Here is a 16,098-nt window from a genome sequence, read left to right as displayed (position 1 = left end):
GGGCAGGTTAGCTACTATTGTACTCAGTAGGGCTGGTCCTTGCATAAAGGCGTTGTTTGGTTTGGATGTCAGATACCCAAAACTAACACGCCTTTTTCATATCCCTAAAAATTGACGAACCATTGCCTATTATGAGCCAGGACCAAAAAACCGTTATTAACTGATGAAATTTTCGTTACCAAACCGTTTGTACATAGGTTTTTCCATTGCTATTCTGCTCGTCTTCCTGAGCGGATTACTTTCCTACCAGACTTTTCAGCGGCAGTTGGAATCAGCCAACTGGGTAGAGCATACGTATCAGGTGCTAAACCAGGCTCAAACCATCGAGAAACTGATTGACGACATGGAAACCGGTCGCATTCGCTACCGTAGCACGGGCTTTAAGCAGTTCCTGACTATGTACAATAATGCCTTACGGAGAATAAAGCCGACCATCAACGAACTAAAGGCACTTATGGTCGACAACCCAACACAGGCTGATCGGGTAAGCCGGATTGAGGCCAATGTCGAAACGTTGTTAGTGTTCTGGAATAAACAGACCCGCAACAGACCTGTTCAGTTCAATCAGGAAGAGTATGTTGATTTGATTGTTCGGCAAAAAGTATTTAGTGATAAAATTAAAAGCGAGTTAGCACGGGTTATTCAAACGGAGCGGCTGCTACTGACCCAACGAAAGATCGAAAATGAGGCATCGGTTGAGTCGGTTACCTACAAGCTTATCCTGAGCACTTTCCTAACCTTACTTATTGTCCTGTCACTTATTTATTTTACCATTAAGGGGTTTAGAAGTAACCGGAGGGCGCAGGCTGCATTACAGGAAAACAACAAGGAACTTGAACACCTGAATCAGGTTGGTACCGAAAAAAACTGGCTGCTCACGGGTATATCGCTTATTAATGATAACCTGCAACAGGTGACCGACGTCGCTTCGCTGTCTCAATCCAGTCTAACGATATTAACAACCTACCTGGATTTGCCAGCCAGTGGTTTTTACTGTTATAATGAGAAAAGCAAGAATCTACAGTTAAATGCATCCGTAGCGCTGCCAGGTCATATTCAGAAAATATATGACCTGGGCGAGGGGCTGGTAGGTCAGGCTGCTACAAAACGTACACTAACCGTAGTAAACGACGTACCCCTCAACTTTTGGGAAATCCAGGCGGGTAGTAGTAAGGCCCAGCCAGGGCAGGTCGTCTTTTTACCACTCTGGTATAATAAAGTCCTGAGAGGTGTTATGGAGTTGGCTACATTCAGGCCGCTTAGCGAGCAGGCACTTTTACTGCTTACCTCCGTAGCCAACAATATTGCCGTAGCCATTAATGCAGCGGATGATCATGAAAAAGTAATGAACTTGTTAGAGCAGGTTCAGGAACAAAAAGAAGCGCTTGAAAATCAGCAGGGGGTTCTCCAGCAATCCAATAGCGAACTACAGCGGCAGGCCGAAGTCCTGCAGGGATCAGAGCGGGAACTAATCGTTCAGGAAGAGGAACTACGCCAAATTAACAGTGAATTACGGGAGCGCAACATAGCCGTTGAGAGCGCACAGCAGGAGCTGACGAACAAAGCCCGGGAACTGGAAGTAAGCAGCAAATTCAAGTCGGAGTTCCTGGCTAATATGTCTCACGAACTCCGTACCCCGCTGAACAGTGTGTTGATTCTGGCCCGGCTCCTGGCCGAAAACAAACAACAGAACTTAGTAGACAAGCAAATTGAATACGCCAACATTATTTATAAATCCGGCACTGATTTGCTCGAACTCATCAACGACATTCTGGACCTGTCCAAGATTGAAGCCGGTAAAATAGAATTCCTGTTTGAGCAGGCTATCACTGCCGACATTGCCGAAGACATGAATCAGTTGTTCGGCGTTGTAGCCAATGAGAAGGGAATACATCTATCAACGAAAATTGGCGATAAGGTGCCGGACACTATCTGGACTGACAAACAGCGGCTGGAACAAATCATTAAAAACCTGCTTTCCAACGCGGTGAAATTCACCCCTAAAGGCGGTTCAGTTAGTCTGGTACTAGACGTAGTCAATCAGTCTGCCGGGCGTCCGGCAAACCATTCATCGACCCCTTACCCCCTCCTGTCTTTTTCCGTTACAGACACGGGTATTGGCATCTCGCCGGAAAAACAGCAGATCATTTTTGAAGCCTTCCAGCAGGTCGACGGCTCCATTAGCCGTAAATTTGGTGGTACAGGGCTCGGCTTGTCCATTAGTAAAGAACTTGTTCGCCGGTTGGGTGGCGAATTCAGCTTACAGAGCGAAGTGGGCGTTGGCAGTACCTTTACCGTGTACTTACCCCTGGGTGTGGGGCCAAATAAGGAGCAAGTCCCAATCAACGGCTCCTTGTTAAGCACCATCACCTCGCCCGCAGTCTCAACTCAACCAGCCCCGCCCGCTGATGACCGGGCTAATCTGGAGCCGGGTGATAGCATCATCCTCATTATTGAAGATGACCCGGCTTTTGCCGGTATTCTTCAGGAGTTTGCCCGGGATAAAAATTTCAAAACGATTATTGCCTTACGGGGAGATGAGGGCCTGCAGTACGCACGCCAATACAAACCCTCGGCAATTATTCTGGATATGGGCCTTCCCATTATGAATGGCTGGGACTTACTTAAAATACTCCAGAATGATGACACCTTGAGCCACATCCCCATTCATATTATCTCGGCAAGGGATGAGCCAGCAGTGTCAGGTAATGATATACTGTCTTATACCACCAAACCCGTTGGAAAAAAAGAATTGGAAAATGTACTGTCTACCATTAAAAATTACCTGAGCAACGGGGGTAGAAACACGCTAGCATTATCAAACAACCTGTTACCTGCTAAGACGGGAAGCGAACCCGTTCGTGCCCCCCTACCCCAGCCGGCCATATCCCTAACAACCAAGCCTGTTATAAATCAGGCAGCGTTTCAGGGTCAGAAAGTATTACTCGTTGATGATGATATGCGGAACGTGTTTGCCCTGAGTACCCTGCTGGAAGCGAATCAGCTGATTGTGGTTACTGCGGGCGACGGACAGGAAGCCCTGGATCAGTTAAATGAGCATCCCGACACGGCCATTGTCCTGATGGATATTATGATGCCCGAAATGGATGGCTACGAAGCAACCCGACACATTCGGGCCAACCCCCGGTTTTCATCCCTGCCGGTAATAGCCCTGACGGCTAAAGCGATGACTGGCGACCGGGAAAAATGCATTGACGCAGGTGCTTCCGATTACATTACCAAGCCTGTTGACAGTACCCAGTTATTTGCGCTGATGCAAGTGTGGCTGTCCAGGTAAATGCCGTTTTGTTTGATTAACATACCCCTCTCCCTGTGAATATACCTGACCAACCAAGCGAATTTACAATCCTGCTGGTAGACGACCGCCCCGAGAACCTGATTTCGCTGGAGGAAATGCTGGCTCAGGAGGGACGAATCTTCATCAAAGCATCGTCTGGCAATGAAGCCCTGCGGCAGGTGCTCAAAAACGATCGGATTGGCCTGATAATGCTGGATGTACAAATGCCGGGTATGAATGGATTCGAAGTAGCCCAGATCCTGAAGTCCAATCCTAAAACAAGGGATATTTCCATCATTTTTGTCACAGCACTCAGCAAAGAAGATCAGTACGTACTGGAAGGATTTCGGGAAGGAGCGGTCGATTATTTACAAAAACCCCTGAACATCGATATAACCAAGGCAAAAGTCAACGTCTTTGAGAAAATCCACTTTTACCAGCGAAATCTAGAAAATACCGTCACCGAGTTAGACCGGATCAATAAGCAGTTAGAGCGGTTTGTTTATACCATTTCTCATGATCTCAAGTCGCCCCTGACCGGTATGATTGCCATCCTGTCGTTATTGGAAATGCGCCAGGAAGAAGGTGCATTCATACAGGAAGAAGCGATTGAATACATGGTGCTGGCCAAGTCAGCGGCTTACTATATGTCTACCATGATTGATGACCTGTTAGCCTATTCGCAGAAGAGTGTCGATCAGCAAACGGTTGAATCAGTTGATACGAAGGAGTTGACCCACCAGATTGTCCGTTTATTATTTCCCCCTCCGCACATTCAAATTCAGATCAGCGAGTCAATGCCGACCTTAAAAACCAGGCGGTTAAAACTCCAGCAGGTGTTCCAGAACCTGATTAGCAACGCAGTCAAATACAGTGACAAAACCAGTGGCCTCATTGAAATTGGTTGTGAGGACAAAGGAGATTCAATAGAGTTTTTCGTAAAAGACAACGGGCCCGGCATTTCTGATAACGACCAGGCCGTTATCTTCAACCTGTTCCGGCGGGGCCGGGCTGAATCAACCCTACAGGAAAGCAGCACCGGCGTCGGGTTGAACATCCTGAAAATGCTGGTTGAAGAACAGGGAGGAACAGTACGAATTGACTCCAGGCTGGGACAGGGAAGTACGTTTTATTTCGAGTGGATGAAGTAATAATTACGCAGAAGAAACCCTGCTCCAATCATCGCTAGGAAATAAGCGTGGCCGCCTTACCGGTGGCTACACGCTCAATTTTCCCGACCAGAAAAATGTAGGAACAGGCCCCAATAAAACCCAGGACGCCAATAAAGACCAGCGCCGGTTCGAAGTCCCCGTCTTTAGCCAGATAGCCAATCACGATGGGTACCACGATGGAAGCCAGATTACCCATAAAATTAAAGATGCCGCCCGTCAGACCAATCAGGTGCTTCGGTGATAAAAGCGAAACGAATACCCAGGATATCAGGGCCATTCCCGAGCCAAAGAAGGCCAGCGCCATGAAGAAAATGATAAAAACCGTATCGGTACTGTAATTAGCCCCGATGATGCTTACCGACAGCAGCATACCAATAATAATCGGGGCTTTTCGGGCCATACTGACCGATTTTCCCTGCCGAACGAGCCGGTCGGATACGAAACCGGAGAGGAGTAGACCCGCACAGGCCGCCAGAAAAGGTACGGATGCCAGATAGCCGGATTTAATAAAATCGAGGCCCCGATACTTGACCAGGTAGGTAGGAAACCAGGTCAGAAAAAACCAGAGCATCGAGTTAACGGAAAACTGCCCAACGTAAACGCCCCACAGTGTCCGGCTTGAAAAGACCTGCTTAATATTCGCCCAGCGCCAGATGGTTGCCGGCGTCGTAGTCTGTTCCTTAGCCCTGAACAGGCCACCTCCTTCTTCAATATAGTTCAGTTCAGCTTCGTTCACCCCCGAGTGCTCCAGCGGATCACGATAAAATAGGTACCAAACCACACTCCAGATCAGCCCGACAACGCCCGTACCGATGAACAACCCCTGCCAGCCTGCGTAATACTGAACGGTCACCAGTATCGGCGTGAGGAAAGCCAGCCCGATAAACTGCCCCGACACATAGAGCGCAATGGCCGATGCCCGTTCACTATCGGGAAACCAACTGGTAACGATTCGGTTGTTGATGGGATAGGACGGTGCCTCGAATGTACCCGTAGCCAGTCGTAGGGCAAACAATGAGGAGAAACCCCTGACAAACCCCTGCCCTACCGTCGCTAATGACCAGGTAACCAGGCAGAAAGCATACAGAATGCGTGGTCCAAAGCGGTCCGCAATGAGTCCTCCCGGAATTTGCAGCAGCGCGTAAGTCCAGCCAAAAGCCGAAAAAATATAGCCCAGCTCTACCGACGACAGATTCAGGTCTTTGCTCAGCATAGTCCCGGCCACTGAAATATTACTCCTGTCCAGGTAATTGATAACGACGTTGATAAAGACCAGCGCCAACATCCTATATCGGACCCGGGTTGGCTTGGCAGGAGGGGTGAGTGGTTTCATGGCAGGGCTAAGGTTCGTGGTTTGATGTTTGTAGTCAGTAGGTTGAGGTTGGTGGTTTGATATGTATGGTCAGTAGTTGGCTGACGCCGGAGGAACCACAAACTATAGACATCAAACCACCAACCATTTAAACTATCTCGCCGTCCAGCCGCCATCGACGGTCAGCATGGAACCAATCATGAAACTACCGGCGGGGCTGGCCAGAAAAATGGCGGCCCCCTGAATTTCCCGCAACTCGCCCCAGCGGCCCAGAGCGGTAGCCCCTACGACAAACTTTTTCCCCTCTTCGGTATCGGCAATGGGCAGGTTCATTTCAGTCAGGAAGGGGCCGGGACAAATAGCGTTGACGTTGATGTTGAACGGCGCCAGTTCCAGGGCCAGGGCGCGGGTCATCTGTACCACGGCTCCTTTGCTGGACGTATAGGGCGTTCGATTAGCCAGACCAACCAGCCCAAGCGTGCTGGCCAGATTGATGATACTACCCCGACCCGCTTTCTTCATGTAGGGCGTAACGGCTCTGGCGCACAGCCAGGTGCCTTTTACGTTCACATCCATTACCTGGCTGAACTCGTCGGGTGTCAGTTCATCGATTGGCCCGCGAATGTTGATACCCGCGCTGTTGATGAGTATATCAATCTGGCCGAAGGTATCCATAGCCGCTTTAGCCATCGCTTCGGTTTGTTCGGGACTGCTGATGTCGGCAGGGAAAGAAACCGCTTTTATGCCAAAGTCCTGGCTTAACTCCTGAGCGGCTTTTTCACCTTCTTCGGCATTGCGATTAACCAGCATTATATCCGCGCCGGCCGAAGCCAGTCCGGCGGCCATTGCCAGACCCAGGCCTTTGGAACCACCCGTAACGATGGCCACTTTATTACTCAAATCAAACTGACGAATTCCGGGAAGTATTTCTTTTTGCATGTAGCAGGTTGTATTTCAAAGTTTTTAGCAGAATCTGTTTACGCTTTTCGGTTTAACCGCAGAGAACGTTAAGGCAAGTCCGCAAAGGGCTCAAAGAAATCAGTCAGCCACTTAGTGCTCTTTGCGCGTTTGCCTTCGTGACCTTTGCGGTTAAGTGCTTTTTTCACTTTTCCCTATGTCAGCCGCAGTTTATCCCGACTATAAGCCAGGCATTCAAGGATATTGTTTTCCTCGAATGCCAGCTTATTTTCAGCATTCAGGGGCGTTGTTCGGGGTAGGCCGGCTGGATACGCATGTTGCCTGACCAGCCGGAGCATTTGTGCCAGTTCGGCGCCGGGTACGCTCGACAGCGTTGCCCAGTAGTCGCTCGTCAGGCAGGGAATTTCCAGCGGGTCGCGGGTAATCATTTCCAGACTGAAGGTAACGGCAGGGTTGTGTTTTTTGCAGAGTTCAATCATTTTGGGTACATCAGAAATACCTTTCCCCAGCGGTACTTCCGACAGTAGAAACCCGTTGGCGTACTCCTCAACGGCCATGTCTTTCACGTGCGTGCTGACCACGTAGGGAGCCAGCGTTTCCACAACGGTCATTGGGTCCTCCAGCAGAGCCATGCTATTGCCAAAGTCGAGGGTAACCCCAATCCACTCGCTGTTCAGTTCTTTTAGCAGACCGACCAGTTCCGGCGCCCGCCAGTCTTTATGATTCTCGACGCCCAGTTTCACTTTGTGCTTACGCAGCACCGGTTCGGCCAGTTTCAGCGAAGCCAGCGCGTTTTTCCTGAGTTCCTGAAACGCTTCGGCAGAGTGATAAGCCTCATAGCGTCGCCCGCTCGAACAGACGGTTCGCAGAATCTGCGCGCCGGCCTCTTTGGCGTTACGGACATCCTGCTCGAATTTCGACACATCCTCCGGCTTTTTTGGCAACCCGATGGAGCCTTCCAGATACATGTCCAGTTGCTCCCGTCTGGTCCGTACCTTTTTGGCGAAATCATCCGACCAGCCATTTACCACTACCTGCACCCCACCCGCGCCAATCTGATGGCAATGTTCGAGCAGGCTGAGCGCATCCGTAAACGCGGGATATGCGGAACTGTCTGCTTTCGAATTCCAGCGAAACCCGTACGAGTGAACGACAATGCCCATCCGATGATTCGCGACGTAAGCAGGGAAAACAGGCAGACTAAGTGCCACGGCACCTACGGCCGTTTTCTGTATAAAATCTCGTCTGTCCATCTGTGTAAGAAAGGGTTTGGGTTAATGAATAATGGAGAATGCACAATGAATAATGTAAAATGAACAGTACCTCACTAGTCGGCAGGTTGACATTGTTCATTATCCATTTTACATTTACTTGCCATCCGTAGTAGTGGCTTTTGCTTCGAGCATGTATTTATTAAGTTCTTTGGCCGTCCAGGGAATCACTCTTCCCTGAGACGTAATTCGGGTCATGCCCACGGTTCGTTTACTCATGGGTCCGGCGTTATTTCCCCACTCGTTGCGGATGTAAGTCAGAATAGCGGTAATGGCCCCATCGTCCATCGTCGAGTGGGCAGGCATAACGGGTAGTATGTCCGGCGCATCATACACACGTTTGCTTATTTCTATTGGCCCCTCCATACCCTGCAACACAATCAGCGCCAGGCGTTTCTCATCGCCCAGCACCCAATCGGAGCCGACGAGGGGTGGTGCAAACCGGGACAACCCAGCCCCATCGGTTCCATGACAGCCGGAACAGGTGTTCAGGTAAAGCTGCCTGCCCGCAGCAAACAGTTTCTGGTCATCGTCTGATAAGAGATTCTTTTTTATCGCGTTGCTCCTGACGGCAACATGGCCGGGCCAGTCAAAAAGAGCTGCCAGGTCATCCCGGCGCGATGGGTCTACTTTGGAAACCGAACGGGTCAGCAAACCGGGGGCCGACGCCAGTTTGATTGGCTTCATCTTGTTAGTACGGCCCCCAATAGCCAGCCCGTTCACTATTGCTTTCTGCTGCCATGCCAGGGGGGGCTTGGCGGCATCGAGTTTAGCCAGCAACGCGGTTAACTCGGCCGGGTTTCGGTTGCGGATAACGGAGGTTGACAGCATCTCAAGAAATATCTCTTTGGCCGGGTCACGGGTTTGCCACTGGGGGGCCACCAGTAACTGTTGCAAAAAGGCGAATTCCTGACTTTGGAGACTGCTCAGGGCGGCATCCCGAATCAGGGACGACTCACCGTATTGCCCGACAATGCCCGCCAGCAGTGGCCGGGCGACCGACGGCTCCAGTATGCTGGCTGCCAGCGATATCTGGAGAATTTGCTCAACAGGGGCTTTCTGCCAGCGGTTGATCACTAGTTGACCCAACGTTGTCCGAACGGTTTTATCCGCTTTAGCCATTGGCTCAAGCAACCGTAAAGCCGTGGTACTGATAAGCGCACTTGGGTCTGTCAATAACGCCAGCAATGCGTCGGGCTTATTGCCTTTTAAACCGTCCAGCGTCCACAAGGCATGAAATCGTCCCAACTCACTGGCACCCGTCTGGGCCAGTTTCGTCAAAGCAGGAACCACGTCGCGGTCGTTACGCTCAACCAGTAGTCGCTGTGCCATGTCCCGATGCCATCCGTCCGGATTTGATAGCTCGACGACCAGTTCATCGGCCGAGGCATTGGATAATTTCTTGCTGTTATGGGCTTTCCAGTTCTCGGGGACAATACGCCAGATGCGACCCATGTGGACGGGTTTGTCCAACTCACGCGTCATTGTTTGTTCCCTTAAATACGGCGTCATATAGGCTTTGTGCTGGACAATGCCATGATACATATCAGCCACATACAGCGCCCCGTCGGGGCCGGTTGCCAGATGAACCGGACGAAACCGTTCATCGGTGGAAGCCAGAAATTCGCGACCGGGATGCGGGTCATTCGCTGAAATCATCAGCCCATCTTCTACTAAACTATTTCGCTTGATTAAGTTACCGGCGGGTTCACAAACGAATGCATTGCCCTGATAGGCAGCGGGAAGGGCAGTGCCCCGATACACGAGCGGGGAACAGGCAGCCGTGAACTCCAGCAAACGGCCTTCCTTATCCAGGGTGCCGGGGATGTAGCCCCGGTTAATGGCCGGGTTAGCCCGGATTGGATAAATACGCCGGTCGACGGTCAGGCCGTGATCGATACCGGTCGTTGGTTTGTGGTTTTTATTTCGGGAGAGGTAATTGGGCGGAACAAGGTCGGCATGCAGCTGCGACCAGTTGTAATTATAAAACAAGTGCCCTTTATCATCCTGACTGATACCCCATTGCCCCCGGAACTCCGTACTGTCGCGCAACCACGTGTTCTGCTCACCAACCTGTAGCTGATAGCGGGCGCGTGATTTGGCATTGTAATACCAGTTATCAACGCTTCTCCACAGGCCATTTGGTGCGTGTTCGGGCAATCCTTTGTCGGCGTAGTGGGCATCGACAAGGGTTTTGGTATCGGCTTTCAAATCGCCATTTTTATCCTGGGTGAGCCATAGTGCGCCATTTTCAGCAACCAGCGCCCCCCCCGGCACCAGGGCCAGGGCGCGGGGCATCACCAGGCTGTCGAGGTAAACGGTACTGGCATCCATCTGTCCATCCCCGTTGGTATCGGTCAATACGGATATTCGTCCTATCCGTTTCCCTTCTTCCTCCCCGTCGATATCCGTCATGAAGCCCCGCATTTCCACTACCCAGAGCCGTCCATCGGCATCAAACGTTATGGAAACCGGGTCCTGCACCATCGGCTCGGCCGCTACCAACTGGATTGACAGCCCTGGTTCGAGTTGAAACGTGGCAAGTTCCTGGACGGGCGTTTTGGTGGGCGACGGACCGTCGGCAAGCGTGGTTCGGACGTTGGCTTTAAAGCTGAGCAGGCACAAAAAACCAATACCAATCAGATAGAAACGATGAGCGGGCTTCACCATGAGGTATGATCAGGTAGTATTATAGAATAAAGCAGTATTCTAAAAATCCTACTTTATCACTAACATTTTACCTCTTCTCCCGTTCACCGCAGTACCTACAACGAGAGAATATATCATTGATACGAATCGGGCGAAACAAAAAAATGGCGCGTACTACCATTTGGGTATTACGCGCCACGGCTAACGAATCTGACCCCGTTAGAACAGGTTCGGGTAATCGGTAATGATACCGTCCACAACAAGCTTTACCAGTGCTCAAATTCAGCTTTCGCATGAACGGTCCACGGTGCCGATTTGATCTCGATATTATACTTCGGCAACGGCTTTTTTTAGCTTTTGCGTAGGCTTCAACCGAATCGATCAACTTGGCCAGCAACGGTTTGTACGTGCAAAATTTCTGCTGTTGCGAAAACTACGGATGTGGGTTGTAGTCCACATCGAACTGCCGGGTCTGATCGTACTTCAGTTGACACAGGTCGATCGATTTCTGCCCATCAGCCGTTGCCAGCATTATTTTGACTGAGTAATTACCAAATAATCGAAGACCCGTAAAAACAAAACAGGCCGGACATTACTGCCCGGCCTGCTCCTCTATAACTCTACCCGTTATTTACTCGGTTACCTCTTCCGGCTTCTTCACGGTAATTGTCAGCGTTTCGCCTTCTCCACTGTAGTCGGCCTGAATTACATCGCCACCTTTCAGTTCCCCTTTCAGAATCTCTTCGGCAACGGGATCTTCCAGATAACGCTGGATAGCGCGGCTCAACGGACGGGCACCATACTGAGGATCGTAGCCTTTCTCGGCCAGGAAATCCTTCGCTTTCTCCGTCAGTTCGACGGTATAGCCCAGATTGGTAACCCGGCCAAGCAGTTTGCCCAGCATCAGGTCAATAATATGGTGAATATCTTCACGCAACAGTGAGTTGAACACAATCACATCGTCCAGACGGTTCAGGAACTCCGGTGAGAACGCTTTACGCAGGGCACTTTGAATCGTGCTCTTCATCAGGTCATCCTGGCTTTCGGCATTTTTCTTGGTAGCGAAACCGATACCGGCACCGAAATCTTTCAGGTCGCGCACCCCGATGTTCGAGGTCATGATGATGATCGTGTTCCGGAAATCGACCCGGCGACCCAGACCGTCCGTCAGGATACCATCGTCGAGCACCTGAAGCAGGATGTTGAACACATCCGGGTGTGCCTTTTCGATTTCGTCCAGCAGTACGACGCTGTACGGCTTCCGGCGAATCTTCTCGGTCAGCTGACCACCTTCTTCGTATCCTACGTAGCCCGGAGGGGCACCAACGAGTCGGCTAACGCTGAACTTCTCCATGTACTCCGACATATCGATCCGCACCAGGGCGTCATCTTTATCGAAGAGATAAGTAGCCAGCACTTTGGCCAGTTCGGTTTTACCCACGCCCGTGGGGCCGAGGAAAATGAACGAACCAATTGGCTTCTTGGGGTCTTTCAGACCAACACGCGTCCGCTGAATGGCTTTCACCAGTTTATCGATGGCCGACTGCTGACCGATTACCTTACCCTTCAGTTCGGCACCCATATTGACCAGTTTCTTGCCCTCGTCGTTCGATACGCTCGTGACCGGAATACCCGTCATCATGGCCACTACTTCGGCAACGTTCTCTTCCGTTACCGTATAGCGACGCTTCTTTGTATCCTCCTCCCAGAGCTGCTTGGCGCGGTCGAGCTGATCGATCAGCCGTTTTTCCTTGTCGCGCAGTTGGGCGGCCTCTTCGTACTTCTGACTCTTGACAACCTGGTTTTTTTCCTTCTTGATATTCTCAATCTGCTCTTCCAGTTTCAGAATATCTTCGGGAACCGTGATGTTGGAGATGTGTACGCGGGCACCTACTTCGTCCATTACGTCAATCGCTTTATCGGGCAGGAACCGGTCGGATATATACCGTTCCGACAGTTTCACGGCTGCTTCAATCGCTTCTTTGGTGTAATTAACGTGGTGGTGTTCTTCGTACTTATCCTTGATGTTGTTCAGGATTTCGATGGTCTCGTCAATCGACGTGGCATCCACCATCACCATCTGGAAACGACGGGCCAGAGCACCATCTTTCTCGATGTACTGACGGTATTCGTCCAGAGTCGTGGCACCGATACATTGAATGTCGCCCCGCGCCAGCGCTGGTTTGAACATGTTGGAGGCATCGAGTGAACCCGACGCACCACCGGCACCAACGATGGTATGCAACTCATCAATGAACAGGATGACCTCCGGCGATTTTTCCAGCTCGTTCATCACGGCCTTCATCCGCTCTTCAAACTGACCCCGGTATTTTGTACCGGCTACCAGTGAAGCAAGGTCAAGCGTAACAACGCGTTTGCCGAACAGCACCCGCGAAACTTTCTTCTGCACAATGCGCAGGGCTAAGCCTTCGGCGATGGCGGTTTTACCAACGCCTGGCTCACCAATCAGAATCGGGTTGTTTTTCTTCCGGCGGCTCAAAATCTGAGCTACGCGTTCAATTTCTTTTTCACGACCAACGATGGGGTCAAGTTTGCCAATTTCGGCAAATTTGGTTAGGTCCCGGCCAAAGTTATCCAGCACCGGAGTCCGCGATTTTTCGGCTCCTTTCGGATCTTTGCCCGAACTGGAACTGCTGCCACCAAACATGCCCCGGTCGTTGTCGTCATCATCGGTTTCGGGGCCCATCACCGGGCGGCTTCCCGAGGATTGATATTCCAGCATCTCCTTAATGACTTCGTAGTTGATATTGAATTTATTGAGAATCTGCGTGGCGACATTGTCTTCATCGCGCAGAATCGATAATAACAGGTGCTCCGTGCCAATGAGTGGACTCTTGAAAATCTTGGCTTCCAGGTACGTGATTTTCAGCGTTTTTTCCGACTGACGGGTCAGCGGAATATTCGCCAGATTTTTCACATTGTTGGTTGCCGTTCCTTTCGTGGCCTGTTCAATGGTAACCCGGAGTTCATCGAGTGATATGCCGAGTTTTTTCAATAACCCGACAGCTACACCCTCCCCTTCACGAATCATACCCAGCAACAGGTGTTCTGTTCCGATATAATCGTGGCCTAAGCGTAAGGCTTCTTCCCGGCTCAGCGTGATAACTTCCTTTACGCGGTTTGAGAATTTTGCTTCCATTCGTTTTAGGTTCTCCTTAGGTAAGCGTACTATACAGGCCTAACGAAGAGTTTTAAGGATTTGTTCACTCCCGAAGGCCCGCCATCAACACATCCGTAGCGGACGGTCCCTGGCAAAACAACAGGTCTATAATGCTAAGATTGGGTACAAAATCTTGGCCAAAGTTTTGTGGATAGACGATTGGCTGATGGAATACATACGTTTCCGGCTTATTGGCCGGATTCACCTTCGACCGGGCATCAAACAGCCCGGCTGATGCCGTTTTCTCGTACCATTTTGTCAGGTTTATGGGTATACGTACCTGCATTGATTTCAGACAAATTGTCAGCAATTCATACGTTAAGTCAAATAAAAAAACCCAGCTCTTCTGATAAACAGGCGCAAAATCGGGAGCGTAGTACTCAAAAAAGGGAGCCTTTCCGTAGGCAGCCTGTAAACTACGCCAGTGGTGCAGTTGCCAGGAGCGATCAGTCGCCAACTTAAGGTCGCGGATGGGCTGGTGATGTGTTCCCTTTTGAACGGGCACCGTCAGCACATCTACTTTGTTGGCTGTCCGGATGTAGCACCGATTTCTGTAACTTTGCTTCTGATAATGTTCCTGGGCTTCAAGTTGCACCCCTCCGAATCGCATTAGCCCCGATATGTAATCCAGACAGGGCAAATAGTGTAGTTCAATGAGTAAATTCGTCGGTGAAGGGGCTAACAGGTACTTTTCCAATAACAATTTATCTATCCGTTCACAAATAAAGCAAAAATTCAATACGACCAACGGGGGTTTAGTATTTTTTTAATTTAAGGGTAAATCCCTTCTTTTTCGCTTTTGCACAGAATTCGATCATTAAATGATGTTTTTCCGATTTTTATCACGATTACCCTTTGGCATCCTATATGGCATTTCTGATGTTCTGCATTTTTTGATGCGCTATATAGTTCGGTATCGCAGGGAGGTAATCCTGGAAAATTTACGCCTGTCGTTTCCCGAAAAATCAGCGGCTGAAATCCAGTCTATCATGAATGGTTTTTACTACAACTTAGCCGACATTATCGTTGAGACGGTCAAGATTCCGGGCATGTCGGCCGAGGAGATGCGCAGACACGTCCGGATTACGAATGCCGAAGCCATCCGGGCGAGGATACAGGCGGGGGAAACCGTTATTGCCATGGGGTCGCACCAGTGCAACTGGGAGTGGTATGCGCAGGCTATCCGGGCACACGATATACCCATCGACATTGTGTATAAACCCCTGACCAGTGAATTTTCCGGGAAGTTATTGTTTTACATCCGGTCTCATTTTGGCGGCAACGTGGTGTCGATGCACAGTTTACCCCGCCATTTGGCCGCCAACCGGCACAATCCCCGCCTGATTGCCCTTGGGTCCGATCAGGTGCCTGACATCCCCGAACAGGCTTTCTGGACCGACTTCCTGCACCGCGACTCCCCCTTCTACCCCGGCTCCGAGCGCTTATCCCGACGGCAGAAACTACCCGTATTTTATCTGGACATTACGCGCATCCGGCGGGGTTACTACGAAGCCACGATCAAGCCCGTTGCCGAACCGCCTTATGATGATTTACCCCTCGGCAGCATCATGGAACGATACCGGGATTTGATTGAATATACCATCCGGAAGCACCCGTCCGACTGGCTTTGGTCGCACAAACGGTGGAAGCACTGGCGGGAGAAATACGCAAAGATTGTGGCCAAGCTCAACTAAAAAACAACGTCCCGAAAGCAGGTGCTCTCGGGACGTTTGGTTAGCCAACCGCAGAAACGGTTTACAGTGAATCGCGCCGGGCTTTAACAGCCTGTGTCGAATCCCGTTTAGCTTTCAGTTTATCGCCTTCCGTAACAATGGCATTCTCGGCTTTGTCCAGGCCCTTGTTAACTGCCCGCCCTACCTTCTGGGCCGTGGTATCCACAGCGGCACCAGCTACTTTGGCCTTCCGCTTTATCCCCTGCCCCGCTTCATCAGCGGCATCACCTACGTGTTCGCCAGCATTTTTGAGGTCACTTTTCACGCGGGCTTTTCGCTCGGCTTTCACCTGCTGCCGTGCTTCTTTCTTCTCCTGTTTAGTCATGGCTGCGTTTTCCTGGGCATAGGCCCCAACGGTTAGCAGCAGCGTTAATGCGAGAGCACTTACTACTTTAGTTTTCATAGCGTTGTTTTCGTTAGTTAATTGGTTGTATTTCCAGTTTTTGACTCAAACCCCATTTCATATATGCTTGCAGTCTTCGAACGAATCAACTGGTAAACAACTCTTTTGTTTACCCCTTCTGACATAAAAAACTCACTATCAATGTTATTTGCACGAATGAT

Annotated in this window: 10 protein-coding genes; 3 read left to right on the top strand and 7 right to left on the bottom strand. The window is 50.5% G+C overall.

What is annotated here, in order from left to right; genetic code table 11:
* Window positions 1-163 precede the first annotated feature (163 nt).
* Together B157_RS0129890 and B157_RS0129885 are read left to right on the top strand one after the other, a co-directional pair.
* Window positions 164-3,298 carry a response regulator gene (locus B157_RS0129890; protein WP_020606981.1) on the top strand — a complete coding sequence of 1,045 codons (3,135 nt, stop codon included), beginning with the start codon at window positions 164-166 and terminating at the stop codon, window positions 3,296-3,298.
* A gap of 35 nt (window positions 3,299-3,333) precedes the next feature.
* A complete protein-coding gene (locus B157_RS0129885) occupies window positions 3,334-4,449 on the top strand; it encodes a sensor histidine kinase (protein ID WP_020606980.1) in 1,116 nt (371 codons plus the stop codon).
* Window positions 4,450-4,483: 34 nt separating this feature from the next.
* Here B157_RS0129885 and B157_RS0129880 read toward each other — a convergent pair whose 3' ends face one another.
* From B157_RS0129880 to B157_RS0129850, 6 genes are all read right to left on the bottom strand, one after another.
* Entirely contained in the window at window positions 4,484-5,803 is a 1,320-nt protein-coding gene (locus B157_RS0129880; RefSeq protein ID WP_026309066.1) for an MFS transporter, read from the bottom strand.
* Window positions 5,804-5,935: 132 nt separating this feature from the next.
* The gene (locus B157_RS0129875) at window positions 5,936-6,721 is read right to left on the bottom strand and encodes an SDR family NAD(P)-dependent oxidoreductase (RefSeq protein ID WP_020606978.1); all 786 of its coding nucleotides are present in this window, start codon (window positions 6,719-6,721) and stop codon (window positions 5,936-5,938) included.
* Between the two features lie 173 nt (window positions 6,722-6,894).
* Window positions 6,895-7,953, bottom strand: a complete 1,059-nt coding sequence (locus tag B157_RS0129870) for a sugar phosphate isomerase/epimerase family protein (protein WP_020606977.1) — start codon at window positions 7,951-7,953, stop codon at window positions 6,895-6,897.
* Between the two features lie 114 nt (window positions 7,954-8,067).
* Window positions 8,068-10,641 carry a DUF7133 domain-containing protein gene (locus tag B157_RS0129865; RefSeq protein ID WP_020606976.1) on the bottom strand — a complete coding sequence of 858 codons (2,574 nt, stop codon included), beginning with the start codon at window positions 10,639-10,641 and terminating at the stop codon, window positions 8,068-8,070.
* A 610-nt stretch (window positions 10,642-11,251) separates the two neighbouring features.
* On the bottom strand, window positions 11,252-13,780 hold the full coding sequence (locus B157_RS0129855; RefSeq protein ID WP_020606974.1) for an ATP-dependent Clp protease ATP-binding subunit: 2,529 nt from the start codon (window positions 13,778-13,780) through the stop codon (window positions 11,252-11,254).
* Between the two features lie 64 nt (window positions 13,781-13,844).
* Window positions 13,845-14,441: a WbqC family protein gene (locus B157_RS0129850; RefSeq protein ID WP_245565338.1), complete on the bottom strand. Its 597-nt coding sequence runs from the start codon at window positions 14,439-14,441 to the stop codon at window positions 13,845-13,847.
* 181 nt (window positions 14,442-14,622) lie between these two features.
* Between B157_RS0129850 and B157_RS0129845 the strand changes: the two genes are divergently transcribed.
* Window positions 14,623-15,495, top strand: a complete 873-nt coding sequence (locus B157_RS0129845; protein ID WP_020606972.1) for a lysophospholipid acyltransferase family protein — start codon at window positions 14,623-14,625, stop codon at window positions 15,493-15,495.
* Between the two features lie 61 nt (window positions 15,496-15,556).
* Here B157_RS0129845 and B157_RS0129840 read toward each other — a convergent pair whose 3' ends face one another.
* Window positions 15,557-15,937: a hypothetical protein gene (locus tag B157_RS0129840; protein WP_020606971.1), complete on the bottom strand. Its 381-nt coding sequence runs from the start codon at window positions 15,935-15,937 to the stop codon at window positions 15,557-15,559.
* Between the last annotated feature and the right edge of the window lie 161 nt (window positions 15,938-16,098).

Origin of the sequence: Spirosoma spitsbergense DSM 19989, from assembly GCF_000374085.1 — a bacterium.
GTDB lineage: Bacteria > Bacteroidota > Bacteroidia > Cytophagales > Spirosomataceae > Spirosoma > Spirosoma spitsbergense.
This window is presented reverse-complemented; position numbering and strand designations above follow the sequence as displayed.